Annotated in this window: 17 protein-coding genes; 9 read left to right on the forward strand and 8 right to left on the reverse strand. The window is 62.0% G+C overall.

All coding sequences use genetic code 11. The annotated features are described in order from the left end of the window. The first annotated feature begins 136 nt into the window (after positions 1 to 136). Positions 137 to 1,669: an acyl-CoA carboxylase subunit beta gene (locus tag ACSQ84_RS12280; protein ID WP_436211906.1), complete on the forward strand. Its 1,533-nt coding sequence runs from the start codon at positions 137 to 139 to the stop codon at positions 1,667 to 1,669. 145 nt (positions 1,670 to 1,814) lie between these two features. Then, on the forward strand, positions 1,815 to 2,177 hold the full coding sequence (locus ACSQ84_RS12285) for a hypothetical protein (RefSeq protein WP_436211907.1): 363 nt from the start codon (positions 1,815 to 1,817) through the stop codon (positions 2,175 to 2,177). Positions 2,178 to 2,192: 15 nt separating this feature from the next. Here the strand turns inward: ACSQ84_RS12285 and ACSQ84_RS12290 are convergent, their stop codons facing one another. Further along, on the reverse strand, positions 2,193 to 2,741 hold the full coding sequence (locus ACSQ84_RS12290; RefSeq protein ID WP_436211908.1) for a hypothetical protein: 549 nt from the start codon (positions 2,739 to 2,741) through the stop codon (positions 2,193 to 2,195). 273 nt (positions 2,742 to 3,014) lie between these two features. On the opposite strand from ACSQ84_RS12290, the gene ACSQ84_RS12295 reads away from it, so the two are divergent. Then, positions 3,015 to 3,323, forward strand: a complete 309-nt coding sequence (locus ACSQ84_RS12295) for a hypothetical protein (RefSeq protein ID WP_436211909.1) — start codon at positions 3,015 to 3,017, stop codon at positions 3,321 to 3,323. Positions 3,324 to 3,340: 17 nt separating this feature from the next. Here the strand turns inward: ACSQ84_RS12295 and ACSQ84_RS12300 are convergent, their stop codons facing one another. Further along, complete coding sequence (locus ACSQ84_RS12300) at positions 3,341 to 3,535, reverse strand: hypothetical protein (protein WP_436211910.1); 195 nt, start codon at positions 3,533 to 3,535, stop codon at positions 3,341 to 3,343. 306 nt (positions 3,536 to 3,841) lie between these two features. Beyond that, positions 3,842 to 5,047: a glycerophosphodiester phosphodiesterase family protein gene (locus tag ACSQ84_RS12305; RefSeq protein ID WP_436211911.1), complete on the reverse strand. Its 1,206-nt coding sequence runs from the start codon at positions 5,045 to 5,047 to the stop codon at positions 3,842 to 3,844. Positions 5,048 to 5,241: 194 nt separating this feature from the next. Here ACSQ84_RS12305 and ACSQ84_RS12310 point away from each other — a divergent pair, with 194 nt between their 5' ends. Together ACSQ84_RS12310 and ACSQ84_RS12315 are read left to right on the forward strand one after the other, a co-directional pair. Further along, complete coding sequence (locus ACSQ84_RS12310) at positions 5,242 to 5,556, forward strand: hypothetical protein (protein WP_436211912.1); 315 nt, start codon at positions 5,242 to 5,244, stop codon at positions 5,554 to 5,556. Between the two features lie 137 nt (positions 5,557 to 5,693). Continuing rightward, positions 5,694 to 6,125 (forward strand): twin-arginine translocation signal domain-containing protein, encoded by a 432-nt coding sequence (locus tag ACSQ84_RS12315; protein WP_436211913.1) that lies wholly within the window; start codon positions 5,694 to 5,696, stop codon positions 6,123 to 6,125. A gap of 143 nt (positions 6,126 to 6,268) precedes the next feature. Here the strand turns inward: ACSQ84_RS12315 and ACSQ84_RS12320 are convergent, their stop codons facing one another. Both ACSQ84_RS12320 and ACSQ84_RS12325 read right to left on the reverse strand, forming a co-directional pair. Beyond that, positions 6,269 to 6,514: a GCG_CRPN prefix-to-repeats domain-containing protein gene (locus tag ACSQ84_RS12320; protein ID WP_436211914.1), complete on the reverse strand. Its 246-nt coding sequence runs from the start codon at positions 6,512 to 6,514 to the stop codon at positions 6,269 to 6,271. Between the two features lie 196 nt (positions 6,515 to 6,710). After that, positions 6,711 to 7,409, reverse strand: coding sequence for an ArsR/SmtB family transcription factor (locus ACSQ84_RS12325; RefSeq protein ID WP_436211915.1), 699 nt, complete (start codon positions 7,407 to 7,409; stop codon positions 6,711 to 6,713). A gap of 192 nt (positions 7,410 to 7,601) precedes the next feature. Between ACSQ84_RS12325 and ACSQ84_RS12330 the strand changes: the two genes are divergently transcribed. Together ACSQ84_RS12330 and ACSQ84_RS12335 are read left to right on the forward strand one after the other, a co-directional pair. Then, positions 7,602 to 7,910, forward strand: a complete 309-nt coding sequence (locus ACSQ84_RS12330; protein WP_436211916.1) for an NIPSNAP family protein — start codon at positions 7,602 to 7,604, stop codon at positions 7,908 to 7,910. A gap of 67 nt (positions 7,911 to 7,977) precedes the next feature. Further along, complete coding sequence (locus ACSQ84_RS12335; protein ID WP_436211917.1) at positions 7,978 to 8,790, forward strand: isocitrate lyase/PEP mutase family protein; 813 nt, start codon at positions 7,978 to 7,980, stop codon at positions 8,788 to 8,790. A 79-nt stretch (positions 8,791 to 8,869) separates the two neighbouring features. Here ACSQ84_RS12335 and ACSQ84_RS12340 read toward each other — a convergent pair whose 3' ends face one another. Beyond that, positions 8,870 to 9,268, reverse strand: a complete 399-nt coding sequence (locus ACSQ84_RS12340; RefSeq protein WP_436211918.1) for a hypothetical protein — start codon at positions 9,266 to 9,268, stop codon at positions 8,870 to 8,872. Between the two features lie 557 nt (positions 9,269 to 9,825). Between ACSQ84_RS12340 and ACSQ84_RS12345 the strand changes: the two genes are divergently transcribed. After that, a complete protein-coding gene (locus ACSQ84_RS12345) occupies positions 9,826 to 13,317 on the forward strand; it encodes an indolepyruvate ferredoxin oxidoreductase family protein (protein WP_436211919.1) in 3,492 nt (1,163 codons plus the stop codon). Between the two features lie 418 nt (positions 13,318 to 13,735). Here ACSQ84_RS12345 and ACSQ84_RS12350 read toward each other — a convergent pair whose 3' ends face one another. Both ACSQ84_RS12350 and ACSQ84_RS12355 read right to left on the reverse strand, forming a co-directional pair. Beyond that, a complete protein-coding gene (locus tag ACSQ84_RS12350; RefSeq protein WP_436211920.1) occupies positions 13,736 to 13,930 on the reverse strand; it encodes a hypothetical protein in 195 nt (64 codons plus the stop codon). Positions 13,931 to 15,145: 1,215 nt separating this feature from the next. Further along, positions 15,146 to 16,105 carry a LysR family transcriptional regulator gene (locus ACSQ84_RS12355; RefSeq protein WP_436211921.1) on the reverse strand — a complete coding sequence of 320 codons (960 nt, stop codon included), beginning with the start codon at positions 16,103 to 16,105 and terminating at the stop codon, positions 15,146 to 15,148. Between the two features lie 103 nt (positions 16,106 to 16,208). Between ACSQ84_RS12355 and ACSQ84_RS12360 the strand changes: the two genes are divergently transcribed. Beyond that, positions 16,209 to 17,171 (forward strand): tripartite tricarboxylate transporter substrate binding protein, encoded by a 963-nt coding sequence (locus ACSQ84_RS12360; protein ID WP_436211922.1) that lies wholly within the window; start codon positions 16,209 to 16,211, stop codon positions 17,169 to 17,171. The last annotated feature ends 111 nt before the right edge of the window (positions 17,172 to 17,282 follow it).

Consider the following 17,282-nt stretch of genomic DNA (forward strand, 5'->3'; position numbering starts at 1 on the left):
TGCATCCCCTGTGCAGAGGTGCGGATATAGGTGCATTTCCGCGCGGTGCCAGGGGGCATAGAGGGGTGTTTCCGGTTCGCAAAAGGCCGTGTTAGAACCCCGGCCAATTCGGACCTATGACGGGGCGGAAAGCAGCATGAAAGACATCCTGGACACCCTCGAAGAGCGGCGCGCCGGCGCCAAGCTTGGCGGCGGCGAGAAGCGCATCGAGGCGCAGCACGCTCGCGGAAAATTGACCGCGCGCGAGCGCATCGAATTGCTGCTGGACAAAGGCTCGTTCGAGGAGTTCGACATGTTCGTCGAACACCGCTCCGTCGAATTCGGCATGGAGAAGACAAAAGTACCGGGGGACGGCGTCGTCACCGGCTGGGGCACCGTCAACGGCCGCAAGACCTTTGTCTTCGCCAAGGATTTTACGGTGTTCGGCGGCTCGCTCTCCGAGACCCACGCGCAGAAGATTGTAAAAATCCAGGACATGGCGATGAAGGCGAGGGCGCCGATCATCGGGCTCTATGACGCCGGCGGCGCGCGGATCCAGGAAGGCGTCGCGGCGCTCGCGGGCTATTCCTATGTGTTCCGCCGCAACGTCATCGCCTCGGGCGTGATCCCGCAGATCTCCGTCATCATGGGCCCTTGCGCCGGCGGCGACGTCTATTCGCCCGCGATGACCGACTTCATCTTCATGGTGAAGAACACGAGCTACATGTTCGTCACCGGCCCCGACGTGGTCAAGACCGTCACCAACGAGGTGGTCACAGCCGAAGAACTCGGCGGCGCCTCGGTGCACGCCACGCGCTCCTCGATCGCGGATGGTGCCTTCGAGAACGACGTCGAGACGTTGCTGCAGATGCGCCGGCTGATCGACTTCCTGCCGTCCAACAACACCGATGGCGTGCCGGAATGGCCGAGTTTTGACAGTATCGAACGCCTCGACATGTCGCTCGATACCTTGATCCCCGACAATCCGAACAAGCCCTATGACATGAAGGAATTGATCCTGAAGGTCGTGGACGAGGGTGACTTCTTCGAAATCTCGGAAACGTTCGCCAAGAACATCGTCACCGGCTTCGGTCGCATCGCCGGCCGCACCGTGGGCTTCGTGGCCAACCAGCCGATGGTGCTGGCGGGGGTGCTTGACTCGGATGCCTCGCGAAAAGCCGCGCGCTTCGTCCGCTTCTGCGACGCCTTCAACGTCCCGATCGTGACCTTTGTCGACGTGCCGGGCTTCCTGCCGGGTACGAGCCAGGAATATGGCGGCCTGATCAAGCACGGCGCCAAACTGCTGTTCGCCTATTCGCAATGCACGGTGCCGCTGGTGACGATCATCACGCGCAAGGCCTATGGCGGCGCGTTCGACGTGATGGCGTCCAAGGAAATCGGCGCCGACATGAACTACGCCTGGCCGACCGCCCAGATCGCCGTGATGGGCGCCAAGGGGGCGGTGGAAATCATCTTCCGCAGCGACATTGGCGACGCCGACAAGATCACGGCGCGAACCAAGGAATATGAAGACAGATTCCTGTCGCCGTTCATCGCCGCCGAGCGCGGCTATATCGACGACGTCATCATGCCGCATTCGACGAGGAAGCGGATCGCGCGGGCGCTGGCGATGCTGAAAGACAAGAAGGTCGAGATGCCGGCGAAGAAGCACGACAATTTGCCGTTGTGAGTTGAAGCTTCGTAGGGTGGGTTAGCGTTGCGTAACCCACCATCTTTCGCCCTGGCACTTGCAATTGATGGGTATCGCTTCCGCCTTCGCTCTTTGAGCTACGGCGGACACAGGTCGCTCCGCCCATCCTACGATCTAGAACCTGATGGCTGAATACGACCCGACCGACGAGATTTCACGGATCGAAGCGCAGATCGCGGCGCTTTCCGAGGCCGCCGAGCGATGCCGGAAGTTTATTCTGGCGTCGAAGGCGGCCATTGCCGGCGGCGGTGCGTTGCTGCTCGTGACGGTACTCGGCCTGATAGCAGCCAGTCAGGTCGCAGCCCTCGGATCGATCGCCATGATACTGGGCGGAATTGTCTCGCTGGGTTCGAACGTCAGCACCTTGCGACAGACGGAGGAGGCCATTGGCGCCGCCGAACTGCTCCGCTCGGATCTCATTAGCCGGATCGATCTGCGGGTGGTTGGTGATGCACCGATGAAACTGGCTGACGCGCAGGACGAATAAGCGGGGTCGGCTGGATTAACCCACCGAAACCGACCAGTTAACTCTGGAGCGTCCCCACGGAGCTACGGCTACGCCCGTGCCATGATTCCCGTATCGCCTGCGCGCAAGCCTTGACCAGAAAAAATCCACCACGCCGGCGCCGCCGATGCACCATGCGAAAAAGAACTCGGCCTTGGCATAGCTGTGCGCGCCAAACAGCGTGCTGAACAGTGCGACGATGAAGCCCATTGCGATCCAGAGGATGTCTCCATCCGGGGGAGGCTGGCGTTTGAATGCGTCGAGCAATGCGGCGTAGGCCAATGCGGTCAGCACAGCCACGCCGCCCCAGGCCGCTGCGGCGAGGAGGTAGAAGCCCGGCATGGTCAGACACTTCTCACCGCACGACGCCTGCGCGGATTGCGCCAAAGCGGAATGATAGGAGGCGTGCGCCACGCCGCCGAGCATCAGGGCGAAGCAGGCCACATGACGAAGCGTGCGGAGGGCCGTTTGATGTCGGCTGGTCCATGCGTCAAATCGGTCGGCCGCTGCGCGAACAGCTTGCTTGGTGCGTTGAAATAGCTGCATGGTCGGTTAGACGGGGTGAACGGCCGGAAGGTTCAGGGGCCGAGGTGTCCGCCCAAGGCGCCCTAGGGTGGGTTAGCGCGGTGTTATGGCGCAAACGGCACAAGGACTTTGAACGGTCCGCCGCCATCTCTGGCGGATGCCCCACGCCATGATACTAACCAAGCAAGCCCTCTATACCCTCCGCCAACTCCATAGCGAGTTGGCCGGCAAGCTCAGCGCCAACCAGCGCGAGACCAAACGGCTACGGTGGCGATATTCCAGGTTGAGGCCGTGATGAAGATGCTCAGCCCGGACGTGAATATCCGGTTGATCGCTCCCAAGCGGCGCAATGTCGGCAATCCGTGGTTCAAGCGCGGGACGCTTTACCGGGCCGTCATAGACACGCTGCGGAAGGCGTCAGGGCCGATGACGGCAGACGATATCTGTAAGGCGTTGCTGGCCGGGAAGACGCCAGAGGCCACGCGGAAGCAGGCGAACAACCTACAGGCGGCCATCTTGCCTGCGCTTCGGGCACGCAAGGACGGCGCGACGAGCGCGGAAGGTTTCCCGCAACGCTGGCGGTTGAAAGAGGCCGCCAACTGAGGCGGCCTCCTCGGAGTTCATGCCTTGCCGCCCAACCGCCGACCGAGATCGGCCCAGCCTTGATAGATATCCTGCCAGGTGGGGCCGCAGGACACGTTTAGGGGATAGGCGCCAGTACCTGCTGGTCCGTTCCAGCAGAAATGGTAGTTCGGGTCCGCGCCGCCGATGACGGCATCCAAGTCGGCGTCAATCAGTTCATGCAACTTTGTCATTTCAATCTCCTGTTTTCGAGAAGAGACCATTCCCTTCTCACGCCGAGTAGTGGCAGGAGTGTCGGTCTCAACTTGTTACCTAGGTGACACTCCGCGCGGCACTGTGAGCGGGGTCACGTTGCCGCTCGCCGCCTCAAGAACCAATGAGGGCAAGAGCGTGGAGATTGTCGGGGAAGCCCGCCCGGCGCCGTGGAGGCTGTCAGCGACCTAAAATGTAAGTGGGGTAACGGGAGCGGTATCGATCCGAGCATCGCTTCGGTGGGTTACGGCTTCGCCGAAACCCACCCTACGATTCCGGCGATTGCCTCACTTCATCCCCATGCAACTCGCATAGAACGTCGTGGTCGCCGGCCAGTCCGAGAACATGCCGCGGATGCCGACCTGCTTTGCAAGCACATCCAGCACCGTCAGCGTATCGCCGTCGCGGTCGATGGCAGCCTTGACGGAGCGATGATAGAAGCCGCCGCCCTTGTTCAGCGGCCCGTCGCGCTCCAGCGACCAGCCGATCAAATCGAGGCCGGCAGCTTTCGCGGCCTTGGCGTATTCGGACGGGATGATTTCCTTTTTGTCGTTCAGCGTCAGCATGGTCCAGATCGGCGGCGCCAGGATTCTGACGCCGGAGGCCTTCAGCTCGGCCATCGAAGGCTTCCAGGTCTCGGGCTTGCCGGGATCGAGGCCCTGTTTCTCGTAGCGGTCCTCGAGATAGACTGCCTGCGCGCCAAACGCCGGCTCGGTCTTCACCCAGAACAGCACGTCGGCAAGGTTAAAACTCTGTGCGAACACGTCGCTCGCCGGAATGCCGGCGGCCTTGTAGGCGGCGAGCATTTGCGCGGCATATTTTTCCTGGGTGTAGTCGCCGTCGAACGGCATCGGCACTTCCGGTGCTTTCAATTCCGGTGTGAACTTGGCGCCGAGACTCTTGATCAGCGCGATGCTCTCGTCATGCGTCACCAGCGTGCCGGAATTGGCGTAGAGATCGCTGCGCCAGCGCGGCGTGCCGTTGATGTAGTCCGCAACGTTGGTGGCATCCGGATTGAAGCCGTCCATCTTCGCGGTCAGCGTCTTGAATTCGGCGAGCGTGATGTCGCTGGTGCAGCATTTGGCCGACGCCTTCTTGCCGCTCGCCGGGTCGGTGGGGCTGAAACCTTGCGTACACTTGGCGGCGAGTGCGGGCACGGCCAGGATGTTGGTCGTGGTGTGCAGATCGCATTGCGAATGCCGGCAGACCAGTTCGCGATCCCTGGTGAAGGTCACGTCGCATTCGATGATGCCGGCGCCCATGCGCGCCGCGGCGGTATAGGATTCCCTGGTGTGCTCGGGAAACTGCATCGCCGCGCCGCGGTGGCCGATCGAGAAGTCGCTCTTGTGGAACGGGCCGGTGCACTGCTTGAGCTTTTCCTTGAGCGGGCCGTCCTTCATCTTGTCGACGAGATAGAACGGGCGCGGGCCGATCTGCGCCTCGCGGGGCAAGGGCACGCTTTGCGCCGCGGCGGGGGTGGCGGATGCAAGCATCGCAAGCGCGAAGAGCAGAATTGGAAGGCGGCAGGACGGCATGAACGAACCTCGCAAGTGACGGTGTAAAGAACGATATCACCACGACATTGTGACGTCTGCATGTGGCTTGCGCCCGCTTGCCGTTTATCTAGAGTTCGCGAGATCGCATGGCGGCGATCGCAATCTCAAAATAACAATCGGGAGGAACCGAAATGCCCAAAGCCCTGTTCGTCGTCCGCGCCACCGTGACCGATGCCTCCAAGCGTCAGGCGTTCGACGCCTGGTATTCGCGCGAACATCTGCCCGATGCCGTCAAATCGTTCGGCGCCGAAAAGGCGTGGCGCTACTGGAGCCTCAGCGATCCCGCGCTGCATCACGCGATGTATCAGTTCTCCGACGAGGCCGCGCTCGATCGCGCGACCAGGGCGCCCGACATGGACCGGCTGATCGCCGATTTCAACCGCGACTGGCCCGACGTGACGCGCACGCGCGAAGTGCTGGTGCTGGCGGAGGAGTTCGGGAAATAGGTTTCCCGTCGTCCCTGCGAACGCAGGGACCCATAGCCACCGTCGGTAGTAATTTTGCTCGCTGGTGATGATCTTCCTGCCAGCAAATCCGGCCATACGCGGCGTGTCCCTGCGTTCGCAGGGACGACATCAGTGTATTGGAGACGCCAAACCTGAACGCGCAATTCATCCAGCATTCATCTCGGCGCGCCGAAACTCTGCTGCTCAATCCAACCGATCGCGGAGGAGGAGACATCATGGAGCGCCGGCACTTTCTGAAACTCGCCTTTGGATTCGCGGCAGGTGGTGTCGCGCTCGCGGCCAGCGCACAGGCCGCACCGCTGACGCCGCAGCCGCTGGTCCCGGACGGTCAACTCCCCGCCAAGCCCGATGCTCAACCGGCCGTCACGTCTGGCGATGAGGTCGATCGGCTCAAGCCGGAGGATGTGCGCTGGGGCCGTGGCCGTGGCCGCGGATGGGGCCGTCGCCGTGGCTGGGGCCGTCGTCGTTGGGGCTGGCGCCGCAGGCATTACGGCTGGCATCGCCGCCGCTGGCGCCGTCGCCGCTTCTGGCGCCGACGCTACTGGTGAGGTTTTTGGCGTAACCGGGCAGGGGTGGCCTTTGCCACTCCTGCTGGCGCGCTTCGTCTGCAGAACACGGCGCAACGTTCAACGTCGTCCCGCCAAATAAAAAGCCCCGCCGGAGCGGGGCCTTTTTGCCGTTCTGATCGATGTTACCGAACGCGGCAGCGTCCGTAAGCCCAGACCATGCCGTAGGGGCAAACGCGGCCGCCGGGCCGCACCACCACGACCGGCGGGCGCACGACGCGCGGGGGGACCACGACAACACGGCCGCGATTGACCACGCATGCGCCATACGGACCGCGATGCCAGCCAGGGCCGCAGCCGCCCGCGGCGTTGGCCGCGCTGAAACTCGCAAAGGACGCTGCGACCAAAACTGCTGCGAAAAGGTACTTCATGGTGTCTCCCGTTTCTTGGCCGCCAAGCGGCGCGGTCCGGAACCTAGTCACGCAGACCTGAATAGAAAATGAATGTTGTTGATGGATGATGCGCCGGCAACGAATTGCCGGCTACTCTGCTAACATATTCCTGTCGCGGCCGCCTTATTCGCGGCCAATGCGTAAACCGGCGAGCGGTTTGAATCAGGCTTCCGAATCAGACCTCGCTGGCGCCGAACAGCGCCGCGAATCGCTTCTCGCCGTTGCGGGTGAAATTGACGACGCGGCTGCCCGGCGCGGTATCGCGCGCGGCCCAGTTTAGTTCGGTGAACCGGCTCATGACCGCAGCGCCCAACGTGCCCGCGAGGTGATGCCGCCGTTCGCTCCAGTCGAGGCAGGCCTTGCAGACAGGCCGGCGCGGATGGGCCAGCGTGGCGGCGTCGATCTGCAGCGCCTTCGCCAGGAACCGCTTGCCTTCACTGGTGAGTTCGATCGTCTCCTTGCTGTGCCGGACCAGCTTCTGCTGTTTCATGCTGTCGAGCATCTGCACGCCGAGATCGCCGGCGAGGTGGTCGTAGCAGATCCGCGCACGTCGCAGCGCCGGATCCTTCGGCCCCGTCCGCACGCGCATGTGGCCGGCGCGGGCGGCAAGCCCCGCCAGGCCCTCGAGCACGCCGGCGACGTCGGGGTCGGCGAGGCGGTAGTAGCGGTGACGGCCTTGCTTCTCCTGCTCGATCAGGCCGCCGGCTTCCAGTTTGGCCAGGTGCGAACTCGCGGTTTGCGGCGTGATCCCGGCCTCGTGTGCCAGCTCGGTCGCGGTCAGTGCGCGGCCGCTCATCAGCCCGGTCAGCATGTTGGCACGCGCGGGATCGCCGACCAGGGAAGCGACCATCGCGATATCGGGACCTGCTTTCATAGTTCGATGATAGACGAAGCGTTTCCGTCGATCAAGCGGGTATTGTCTTCGCGAACGTCATTGCGAGCCAACGGGTCGCGCGAATGCGCGCCCGATGACAGGCTCCGCGAAGCAATCCATCGCACCACACGCGGCGGAATGGATTGCTTCGCTGCGTTCGCAATGACGACCAAGCAAGCACAGGAGCCTCACATGACCATCACCGTATTCATCCGCTACCAACTCGATCCGTTCAAGCGGGCGATGTTCGAGGCGTACTCGAAAAACTGGCTCAGCATCATTCCGAAATGCGGCGGCGATCTGATCGGTTACTGGATGCCGCATGAGGGCACCAACAACATCGCCTTCGCGCTGATTTCGTTCGACAGCCTCGCGGCCTATGAGAGCTACCGGGCGCGGCTGCGCGCCGACAAGGAAGGCATGGCCAATTTCAGCTTCGCCGAGCAGAACCAGTTCATCCTCGCCGAGGAACGAACCTTCCTGCGCCAGGTCGTGGCATGAGTGTCTGGCGGCGCAGGGCTTGCGTACCTATCTTGGCGGCGCCAACAAACAATTTTGGGGAGTGACCATGCTGACAACTGCTGACAAACGCGCCGCCTTCAAGAAGTTGCACGAGAGCGGCTGCTTCATCATCCCCAATCCGTTCGATGTCGGCAGCGCGAAGGCGTTGCAGCATCTCGGCTTCAAGGCGCTGGCTTCCACCAGCGCCGGTTTTGCCTGGGCCATTGCCAAAGCCGACAACCGCGTCAGCGTCGATGAGGTCTGCGATCATCTCGCCGCGATCAGTGCGGCGGTCGACATTCCCGTCAATGCCGATTTCGAGGACGGTTTTGCGCATGAGGCGGACAAAGTCGGCGTCAACGTCGCCCGCGCCGTCAAGACCGGCGTCGCCGGGCTTTCGATCGAGGATTTTACCGGAGACAACGCCAAGCCGCTGTTCGATCGTGAGTTCGCCGTCGATCGCATCAAAGCGGCGCGCAAGGCGATCGACGCGGACAACAGCGGCGTCCTGCTCACCGGCCGCTGCGAGGCATTCCTGCGCGGGCAGAAGGATCTGAAACTCGTGATCGACCGGCTCACCGCCTATGCCGAGGCCGGCGCCGATTGCCTTTATGCGCCCGGCATTTCAACGCCGGAGGAGATTTCGGCCGTGGTGAAGGCGGTCGCACCAAAACCGGTCAATCTCCTGGTCGGCGCGGCCGGGCCGTCGTTGAAAATTGCCGGCGATCTCGGCGTTCGCCGTATCAGTGTTGGCGCTTCGCTGGCGCGGATGGCGTGGGCCGGCTTCATGAAGGCATCAAAGGAGATGGCGGAGCAGGGCACCTTCACGGAATTTGCAGGCGGCTATCCCGGCGGCGAACTCAACAAGATGTTCAGCTAAAACATCCAAACACAAAACAAACAGCGCAGCGGGCGAAATGCCCGCTGCGCTGTCGTTTAGGTCACTCCCGCTTCGGCCGTTACTGTTTGGCTGGAGCGTTGTCGGACGGAGCCGCCGGCGAGGGCGCCGGGCGCTGCGGCGCGGCACCGGTGGTCGTGCCGGGCTGGTTGTTCGATTTGGGCGTCACGTCACGCATGCCCGGAGGCGCCGTCGGGTTATCCGGCCGTGTCTGCGCGGTCTGGCTGGACGGCGTGGTGCCGGCCTCGTTCACGTTGGTGTTGTTCAGACCATAGAACAACGCGCCCATCACGACGGCGATGGCAATTGCGAACATCGCGATCTTGGCGCCGCTGGCGGGACCCTCGGCAAGTTGCGGGTCGGCCTGGATCTCGTTGTCGAGGCTGTTCATGCGCGCCTGACGACGGATTTCGTCATCACTCAGATTGGGACGATACGGGTCGTTCGGATTGTAGGTCATTAATAAGTTCCTCCGTTTGAACCCCAAAGCGGTAAGCGAAGATACGAAGATACAATGGCTGGCCCGCCCGGATGTTCCGCGCCAAATCCTGCAACCAGCTGATGTGAACCCGCGAGTCGCGGTTCCACGCCGAATCGCGGGCTGCCAGTAGGTGGAGAGGTGGCCACACCCGGTCAGCCACCGCCCCGGAACGCGGTCCTTTGTGATGGCGCTGGCCGGGCAGGGACGACGGCCGCGTTGGCTGCACGGCGCTGCAGCATGGATGGCGTATAGTCCTCGGCAACGACGTGCCGCTGCTGACTGCTTGGGGGCGTTATCCCCAAACGCAGGAACGCGGCCACCTCATGCCATTTCGTGGCAAGGCGCCCGCACGACACAAACCGAAACCGGCTGGCATTCTTCCCGGCACGAAGTTGCGATCTTTGAACGCACGGCTCCGTTGCCCAGATTTGTAGTGCGGGAAGCGGAAAATCCGACATAGACTGGTTCTAACAAGTTCGGATGACTAGCTAAAACAGCCATCGCGAGGCTCAAGCGGGTGGCAAACGAGGGCTTAAATGGGAATTAACCAAGGTCCGATCAGTCTCGATCAGAAATACACCCAAGGATCCGGTCACGTCTTCCTGACCGGCATTCAGGCCTTGGTGCGGCTGCCGATGGCGCAAATCCGCCGCGACCGCGCCCAAGGGCTCAATACCGCGGGCTTCATTTCAGGCTATCGCGGCTCGCCCCTTGGCGGTTACGACCAGCAATTGTTCGCCGCCCGCAAGCACCTCGAACAGTACAACATCAAGTTCCAGCCCGGCGTGAACGAGGACCTCGCGGCGACCGCGGTCTGGGGCTCGCAGCAGCTCAACCTTTCGCCCGGCGCCAACTACGATGGCGTGGTCGGCATCTGGTACGGCAAGGGCCCCGGCGTCGATCGCTGCGGCGACGTGTTCCGCCACGGCAACGCGGCAGGCTCGGCCAAGAACGGCGGCGTGCTGGTTCTCGCCGGCGACGACCACGGCGCCAAATCCTCCACCGTGCCGCATCAGTCCGACCATGCCTTCATGTCGGCGCTGATGCCCTATCTCTATCCCTCCAGCATCCATGAAATGATCGAGATGGGTTTGCTGGGTATCGCGATGTCGCGCTATTCCGGCTGCTGGGTCGGCATGAAGGTGATCACCGAGACGGTGGAAACCACCGCCGAGATCGACCTCACCGACGAGATGACGCCATTCGTGATTCCGACCGATTTCGAAATGCCCGAGGGCGGCCTCAATCTGCGCTGGCCCGACGACCGTTTTGCGCAGGACCGCCGCCTGCAGGACTACAAGGGCTTTGCCGCGATCGCCTTTGCCCGCGCCAACAAGGTCAACCGCGTCACCATGGATTCGCCGAACGCCCGTTACGGCATCATGGCGTCCGGCAAGAGCTACGAGGACATCCGCCAGGCGCTGCGCGAACTCGGCGTCACGCCTGAGGTCGCCGCCAAGATCGGCCTCAGGCTCTACAAGATCGGGATGCCCTGGCCGCTGGAGCCGGAAGGCGTGCGGGAGTTCGCGGTAGGTCTCGAAGAAATCTTCATCATCGAAGAGCGCCGCGAGATCGTCGAAAATCAGGTCAAGCAGGAGCTGTTCAACTGGCGCGACGATGTCCGTCCCCGCATCATCGGCAAGATGGACGACCACGACAAGCGCTTCCTCCCCTTTGCGGAAGAGCTCAGCGTCGCGTCGCTGGCGAGCTCACTGACCGAGCGGCTGCTTCGCCTCAACCTCAACCCCGAGATCGCAGCGATGCTGCGCGCCAAGGCCGACTGGTTCAACGGCCGGCAGGCAACGCAGATGCAGGCAGTCGCGCCGATCACCCGCACGCCGTATTTCTGTTCGGGCTGCCCGCACAACACGTCGACAAAAGTGCCGGAAGGCAGCCGCGCCTTTGCCGGCATCGGGTGCCATTTCATGGCGCTGTGGATGGACCGTTCCACCGAGACGTTTACCCATATGGGCGGCGAGGGCGTGCCGTGGGTCGGTGTCGCGCCGTTCACCAAGGAAGAGCACGTGTTCGCCAATCTCGGCGACGGCACCTATTTCCATTCCGGCAGCCTCGCGATCCGCCAGGCGGTCGCCTCCGGGGCCAACATCACCTACAAGATCCTCTACAACGACGCGACCGCGATGACCGGCGGCCAGCATGTCGACGGCGAATTGTCGCCGCAGCAGATCACCTTCCAGCTCCACGCCGAAGGCATCCGCGAAATCTACCTGGTCTCGGAAAATCCCGACGCCTATCCGGCCTCCGAGATCGCGCCCGGCGTCAAGACCGCGCATCGCGACGAACTCGACACCGTGCAGAAGACGCTGCGCAAGGTGAAGGGCGCCTCCGCGATCGTGTTCGTGCAGACCTGCGCCGCCGAAAAGCGCCGCCGTCGCAAAAGGGGCACGCTGGAAGATCCGGCGCGCCGCGTCATGATCAATCCGGCGGTCTGCGAGGGCTGCGGCGATTGTTCGGTGCAGTCGAACTGCATTTCGGTCGAGCCGCTGGAAACCGAGCTCGGGCGCAAACGCACCATCAACCAGTCGACCTGCAACAAGGACTATTCCTGCGTAAAGGGCTTTTGCCCGTCCTTTGTCACCATCGACGGCGGCAAGATGCGCAAACGCGCGCCGGCGGGCGTTGGCGATATCGGCGAGCTGCCGGAGCCTGCTTCAAGGCCTACACTGGACCGTCCCTATAACGTCGCCGTCGGCGGCGTCGGCGGCACCGGCGTATTGACGATCGGCGCGCTGCTCGGCATGGCCGCGCATATCGAAGGCAAGGCCAGCATGATCCTCGACATGTCCGGTCTGGCGCAAAAGGGCGGCGCGGTGCTGAGCCATGTCCGGCTGTCCGAACATACCGCCGACGTCACCTGTTCGCGCATCGTCACCGGTACCGCCGATCTCGTGCTGGCCGCTGATGAAGTGGTGGCGGTCTCCAAGGAAACCATCACGCTCTGCGAATCCGGCCGCACCACCGGGATCATCAACACCCACCTCATTCCGATCGCCGATTTCATCCTCAACCGCGACTTCAATTTCCAGGCCCGCAAGGTCAACCACGTGCTGGAAACCGCGCTGCGCAAGGATTCGTCGTTCTTCGATTTCACCAAACCCGCCGAAATGCTGCTCGGCGATTCCATCGCCACCAACATGATGATGATGGGCTTTGCCTATCAGAAGGGCCTGCTGCCGCTCTCGGCGAAGGCCATCGAGCAGGCCATCGAGGTCAACGGCGTCGCGATCAAGCTGAACCAGCAGGCATTCCAGCTCGGACGTCTGGCCGCGCACGACCCGGCAAAGCTGATCTCGATGATGAAGGGTCAGGACGACACGGTTGCACCGAAGACGCTGGATGCGATGTCGCTCGACGAGATCATCGTCCATCGCAGTAACCTCCTGACCGAGTATCAGGACGCAAAACTTGCCGCCCGCTATCAGGGGCTGGTCAAGCAGGTCCGCGACGCCGCGACCAGTGGCGGTTACGGCGACGCCTTGCCGCGTGCGGTGGCGATCAATTACGCAAAACTGCTCGCCTACAAGGACGAGTACGAAGTGGCGCGGCTTTTTACCGATGGCCGCTTCGAAAAGCAGCTTCGCGACCAGTTCGAGGGCGATTTCAAGTTCAGCTTCAACCTCGCGGCTCCGATGCTGGCGGGCAAGCCCGACGCGATGGGGCGGCCGGGCAAACGCAATTTCGGCGCGTGGATGATGCCATTGTTCCGGATTCTCACAAAAATGAAGGGCCTGCGCGGCACGTCACTCGACATCTTCGGCTACAGCGCCGACCGCAAGCTCGAGCGCGATCTGATCGCCGGCTACGAGAAGGACGTCGCGACCGTGCTCGGCCTGCTGTCGCCGCTGACGCTCGATACGGCCATCGAAATCCTCTCGCTGCCCGACCGCATCCGCGGCTACGGCCCGGTGAAGGAAAAGGCAGCGCACGACGCCAAGGCCCGCTACACCCAGCTCGCCGCCGACCTCGTCAACCCGCCGCCGGCGCCGCGCCAGATCGCGGCGGAGTAGGGGTTCGCTGTCATTCCGGGGCGCGCCTGTTGGCGCGAGCCCGGAATCCATTGAGCCGCAAGCAGCGCGGTGAAATGGATTCCGGGCTCGTGCTTCGCACGCCCCGGAATGACAGCAAAGGCGTCTAAGGTGAGCAAAGGCGTGCTTGAGCCTGCCATCGTCCCTCAACGGAGACGGACAAACCAAAGCCTGCCAAAACGCAAAGGACCTCCGAGCCGGAGCTGGAGGCCTTCACAGTCCCGAGGGGTACATCCGCCCTTCGCGACACGACTGGTGCGCATCGCTGCGCTATAATTGACGTGTGTAATCCTTGACCGTCAACGTTTTATGACGTTGAGAGTTATAGGTCTACGGCCTTCGGGCGTATACCCAGAGACGAAAGAGGCCGCCAACTGAGGCGGCCTCGTTCTTCCCGTTACTATTTGCAACCGCCATTAAACACTCCGGTCGCCAAGCCGCTGAAGTACTGCGCCCCGTCATTATTGCCCAAGACGCCCAAGGCTATAGCGGTCATTTGGTGAATGTTGGAGACAACGCACGCGGTCTCACAGGTCATGCCGCCGGAGACGGCTTCGAGTTCGGCATCGTTCAGTTCGCGTACTTCGTGGTTCATGTTTCTCTCCTGCTTAAAGGAGGGGACCATCCCCTCTGTGCTGGCAGGGGTACGACATGCAGCACGCGCTCGCGGTGATAGAAGTCACACATCGTTACACTCCAAATCAGGCCACTACTATTTTGGGCGGAAAGGATTAGGTTGCAAATGCGCCCGAAGGCCGTAGGTCTAGACGAACAAGCAAGGACAGGGCGGGTTCTCTTTAACCCGCCATCTTGCATGGAATGCGGCGGGTTAAAGAGAACCCGCCCTGCACACTACACACCGTGCTGAGGTGGCCTTTCGCGATGACGGTGCGCGGGGCGATGCCGAGCCGCCCCGCAACGCTGCGAAATTGGCGAGCTCTACAACCGACCTCTACAAGTCTGGCGATACCTGCGGCAATTTCCCTCGCCTTGTTCACCCAACTGCTCCTTGTTGAGGCAAGCTTGCCTCAATTCGCCGCACACGTCCCTCCGAGCTGATCCTTGGCAGGTCTCCCGGTACCTGCGGCAATTTCCTTCCCCACGCTCCCCGAGCGCGTCCTTGTTTTCGCAGGCACGTCGCAATTGCTCGCATTGCCCATCCCCAATTCGGACGCCCCCCGGTCCAACCTCAATGGATTGGGAAAAGGCCGGGATCGGAATTACAAAAAGAGCCGCTGCTGCTGCGACGCCGAACGCATACCCGCGCATTCCTTTAAACATTCCTGATCCTCCAGCTGCTATGCCCGTGAACTATCACGCGGGAAGCGGGATTTCGTTCCGACGAAATGTACGAAAGTTGCTTATGGAGCCATGCCTAGAAGGTGTTGGCCTCAAAGAACGCCGTTCGCCGGCCTTGGAGCCGATCGGCACTTCGCAGAATTTGTCCCCAGGGAGGCTGCGGCGTTTTGTTCAGCCCGCAGCTGTAGGATGGGGTTGAGTCCTTCGCGAAACCCATTACCGTCAGGGTCTGCAATTGATGGGTATCGCTTCGCTCCACCCATCCTACGATCTCTAGGTTGGGATCGGGCTACTTCCTGCCGAGTAGAGTGGGCACGCTTCGCTTTGCTTACCCTGCAATGCTAGACCATGAACCCATAAAGCGCAGATCAGATCGACTGCTCGTGTCCGCCTTGCGCCCGGCAGCCGACGTATCGTTGCATCGCAGCGATACGTCGCGATGTGCCACGAACGGACTCACGCTGTGACGGCAAAGGGCTAACACGCTATCCTTAATCCGGAACATGTTGCGTCATTCGGCCGACGGCGAGTGACGGATCAAGTACTCCAGGAGTCGTTTGGCGTGGGGAGACAGTGACCTGGACTTGCGTATGCAAACCGTGAAATGGCGAGCAGCCCAGCCGTCCGAAAGAGGAAAACTGCGGATGGCCATTGACCGCTGGCACCGTCGTGCTGCGCTTTGCGGCAGGACGGCAATCCCGATACCGTTCTCGACCATCCGAGCGACGGAGTCGAAGCTGTTAAGCCGTACGCGAAGCTTCATCCGGTGACCGGCGCGCGCGGCATGATGGTTCAACGTCTTCTGGAGCGCGCTGCCTTCCGGGAAACCTACGAACTCGTGGTCCAGGACCTCCCGAAAAGCTATCTCGCTTTTCGGACTGAGCACGTAGCGACGGGGCGCGATCAGAACAAGGCGGTCTTCAGCAAAAGGAAAGACCTCGAGCTCCTCGGCAGGGTTCACCGGTTCGGCGACGATGCCGATGTCGGCATGGCCCTCGGCGATGGCACGTATGATCTCTCCGCTTTGGCGCTCCTCGAGGTCGACGTCGATGTTGGGATGGGCCGACAGAAATGGGGCCAGAAGAGGCGGAAGAAACTCTACCGTTGCGACGGTATTCGCAAGAACGTGGATACTGCATCTCAGCCCCTTTGCGAAATCGTTCAACTCGCCGCGCATTTCCTCCAGGTGCTGCATCATGGTGCGCGCATGACGCCCAAGCGCCGATCCTGCCGGAGTGAGCTGGATGCCCCGCCGCTTCCTCTCGAGCAGCGGAATGCCGAGCGCGTCTTCCATGGCGTGGATCCGCTCACTCGCAGACGCCAGAGTCATGTTTGCTCGGCTCGCCCCATGCGTGATGCTTCCGGCATCCGCCACATGCAGGAACAACCCTAAGTCGGTCAGGTCAAACCGAATTGACATGAGGCTGTGAGCCTTCGGCGACACCTGAGGCAAACTTAGCATCTTCCGCATTGTGCGTCTCGGGCAATCAGCGCCAATATGAAAACAGCACCAATATCAAGCGTCCTTCTGATTGTAGGTGCGGCGTCATGGCTCGGTATCCTGGGAGGGAAAAATGAGGCGACGCGATTTCATCATGATGGTAGGCGCAGCAGCGGCGTGGCCGCTCGCGGCGCGGGCGGGGACCTATCCCTCGCGACCGGTGCGCATCATCGTCGGCTACGCCGCCGGCGGCTCGAACGACATCGTTGCGCGCCTGATAGGGCAATGGCTGTCGGAGCGACTTGGCCAGCCATTCATTATCGAAAATCGACCGGGCGCCGGCACGAATATCGCCACCGAGGCAGTCGTGACGGCGGCGCCGGATGGATACACGCTTCTGATGGTAAACCCTGCGAATGCAATCAACGCAACGCTCTACAAGAGGCTCCACTTCGAGTTTCTCCGCGACATCGCGCCGGTTGCAAGCATGATCCGCCAACCGCTCATCTTGCTGGTAAATCCATCCGTTCCGGCGAAGATGGTCCCGGAGTTCATCGACTACGCCAAGGCCAATCCGGGCAAGATCAACATGGCCTCGGGTGGCAACGGGAGCATCAATCATCTGACGGGCGAACTGTTCAAGATGATGACTGGCGTCGACGTGCGCCACGTGCCGTATCGCGGCGCTGGGCCTGCACTGTCCGATCTGATCGGCGGACAGGTGGACCTCTTGTTCGGCGGCATGGCCTCTTCAATCGATCACGTCAAAGCCGGCAAGCTGCGGGCACTGGCGGTGACCACTGCGAAACGTTCAGAGGCGTTGCCGGACATTCCGGCGGTGAGCGAATTCGTAAAAGGTTACGAGGCGAGCGACTGGTTTGGCCTCGGCACGCCGAAAGGCACGCCTGCCGAGATCGTCAACATTCTCCACAATGAGGTCAATGCGGGGCTGGCTGATCCCAAGCTCAAGGCACGCGTTTCCGACCTGGGCGGCACAGCGTTTCGAGGTTCGCCCGCGGAATTTGGAAAGCTGATTGCCGACGAAACCGAGAAGTGGGCCAAGGTTATCAACTTCGCAGGCATCAAAGTGGACTGATCTGAGGAAGCGCGTCAAGTAGCTGCAGAAGATCAGATCGTCGACATCGCCGGAACAGGTGCTTTACCCGCGGACGCACCATTCAGCTGCCACCGTTTGCGAGCGCCGTAT

This window comes from Bradyrhizobium sp. LjRoot220 (assembly GCF_964252915.1).
In the GTDB taxonomy this organism is placed as follows: Bacteria; Pseudomonadota; Alphaproteobacteria; order Rhizobiales; family Xanthobacteraceae; genus Bradyrhizobium.

What these genes read in the sequence shown, in the direction of transcription:
- ACSQ84_RS12280 (WP_436211906.1), top strand. Translation starts at nt 137, where the DNA reads ATGAAAGACATCCTGGACACCCTCGAAGAGCGGCGCGCCGGCGCCAAG.
- ACSQ84_RS12295 (WP_436211909.1), top strand. Translation starts at nt 3,015, where the DNA reads ATGAAGATGCTCAGCCCGGACGTGAATATCCGGTTGATCGCTCCCAAG.
- ACSQ84_RS12340 (WP_436211918.1), bottom strand. Translation starts at nt 9,268, where the DNA reads ATGACCTACAATCCGAACGACCCGTATCGTCCCAATCTGAGTGATGAC.
- ACSQ84_RS12320 (WP_436211914.1), bottom strand. Translation starts at nt 6,514, where the DNA reads ATGAAGTACCTTTTCGCAGCAGTTTTGGTCGCAGCGTCCTTTGCGAGT.
- ACSQ84_RS12290 (WP_436211908.1), bottom strand. Translation starts at nt 2,741, where the DNA reads ATGCAGCTATTTCAACGCACCAAGCAAGCTGTTCGCGCAGCGGCCGAC.
- ACSQ84_RS12335 (WP_436211917.1), top strand. Translation starts at nt 7,978, where the DNA reads ATGCTGACAACTGCTGACAAACGCGCCGCCTTCAAGAAGTTGCACGAG.
- ACSQ84_RS12330 (WP_436211916.1), top strand. Translation starts at nt 7,602, where the DNA reads ATGACCATCACCGTATTCATCCGCTACCAACTCGATCCGTTCAAGCGG.
- ACSQ84_RS12345 (WP_436211919.1), top strand. Translation starts at nt 9,826, where the DNA reads ATGGGAATTAACCAAGGTCCGATCAGTCTCGATCAGAAATACACCCAA.
- ACSQ84_RS12305 (WP_436211911.1), bottom strand. Translation starts at nt 5,047, where the DNA reads ATGCTTGCATCCGCCACCCCCGCCGCGGCGCAAAGCGTGCCCTTGCCC.
- ACSQ84_RS12325 (WP_436211915.1), bottom strand. Translation starts at nt 7,409, where the DNA reads ATGAAAGCAGGTCCCGATATCGCGATGGTCGCTTCCCTGGTCGGCGAT.
- ACSQ84_RS12350 (WP_436211920.1), bottom strand. Translation starts at nt 13,930, where the DNA reads ATGAACCACGAAGTACGCGAACTGAACGATGCCGAACTCGAAGCCGTC.
- ACSQ84_RS12300 (WP_436211910.1), bottom strand. Translation starts at nt 3,535, where the DNA reads ATGACAAAGTTGCATGAACTGATTGACGCCGACTTGGATGCCGTCATC.
- ACSQ84_RS12285 (WP_436211907.1), top strand. Translation starts at nt 1,815, where the DNA reads ATGGCTGAATACGACCCGACCGACGAGATTTCACGGATCGAAGCGCAG.
- ACSQ84_RS12310 (WP_436211912.1), top strand. Translation starts at nt 5,242, where the DNA reads ATGCCCAAAGCCCTGTTCGTCGTCCGCGCCACCGTGACCGATGCCTCC.
- ACSQ84_RS12355 (WP_436211921.1), bottom strand. Translation starts at nt 16,105, where the DNA reads ATGCGGAAGATGCTAAGTTTGCCTCAGGTGTCGCCGAAGGCTCACAGC.
- ACSQ84_RS12360 (WP_436211922.1), top strand. Translation starts at nt 16,209, where the DNA reads ATGAGGCGACGCGATTTCATCATGATGGTAGGCGCAGCAGCGGCGTGG.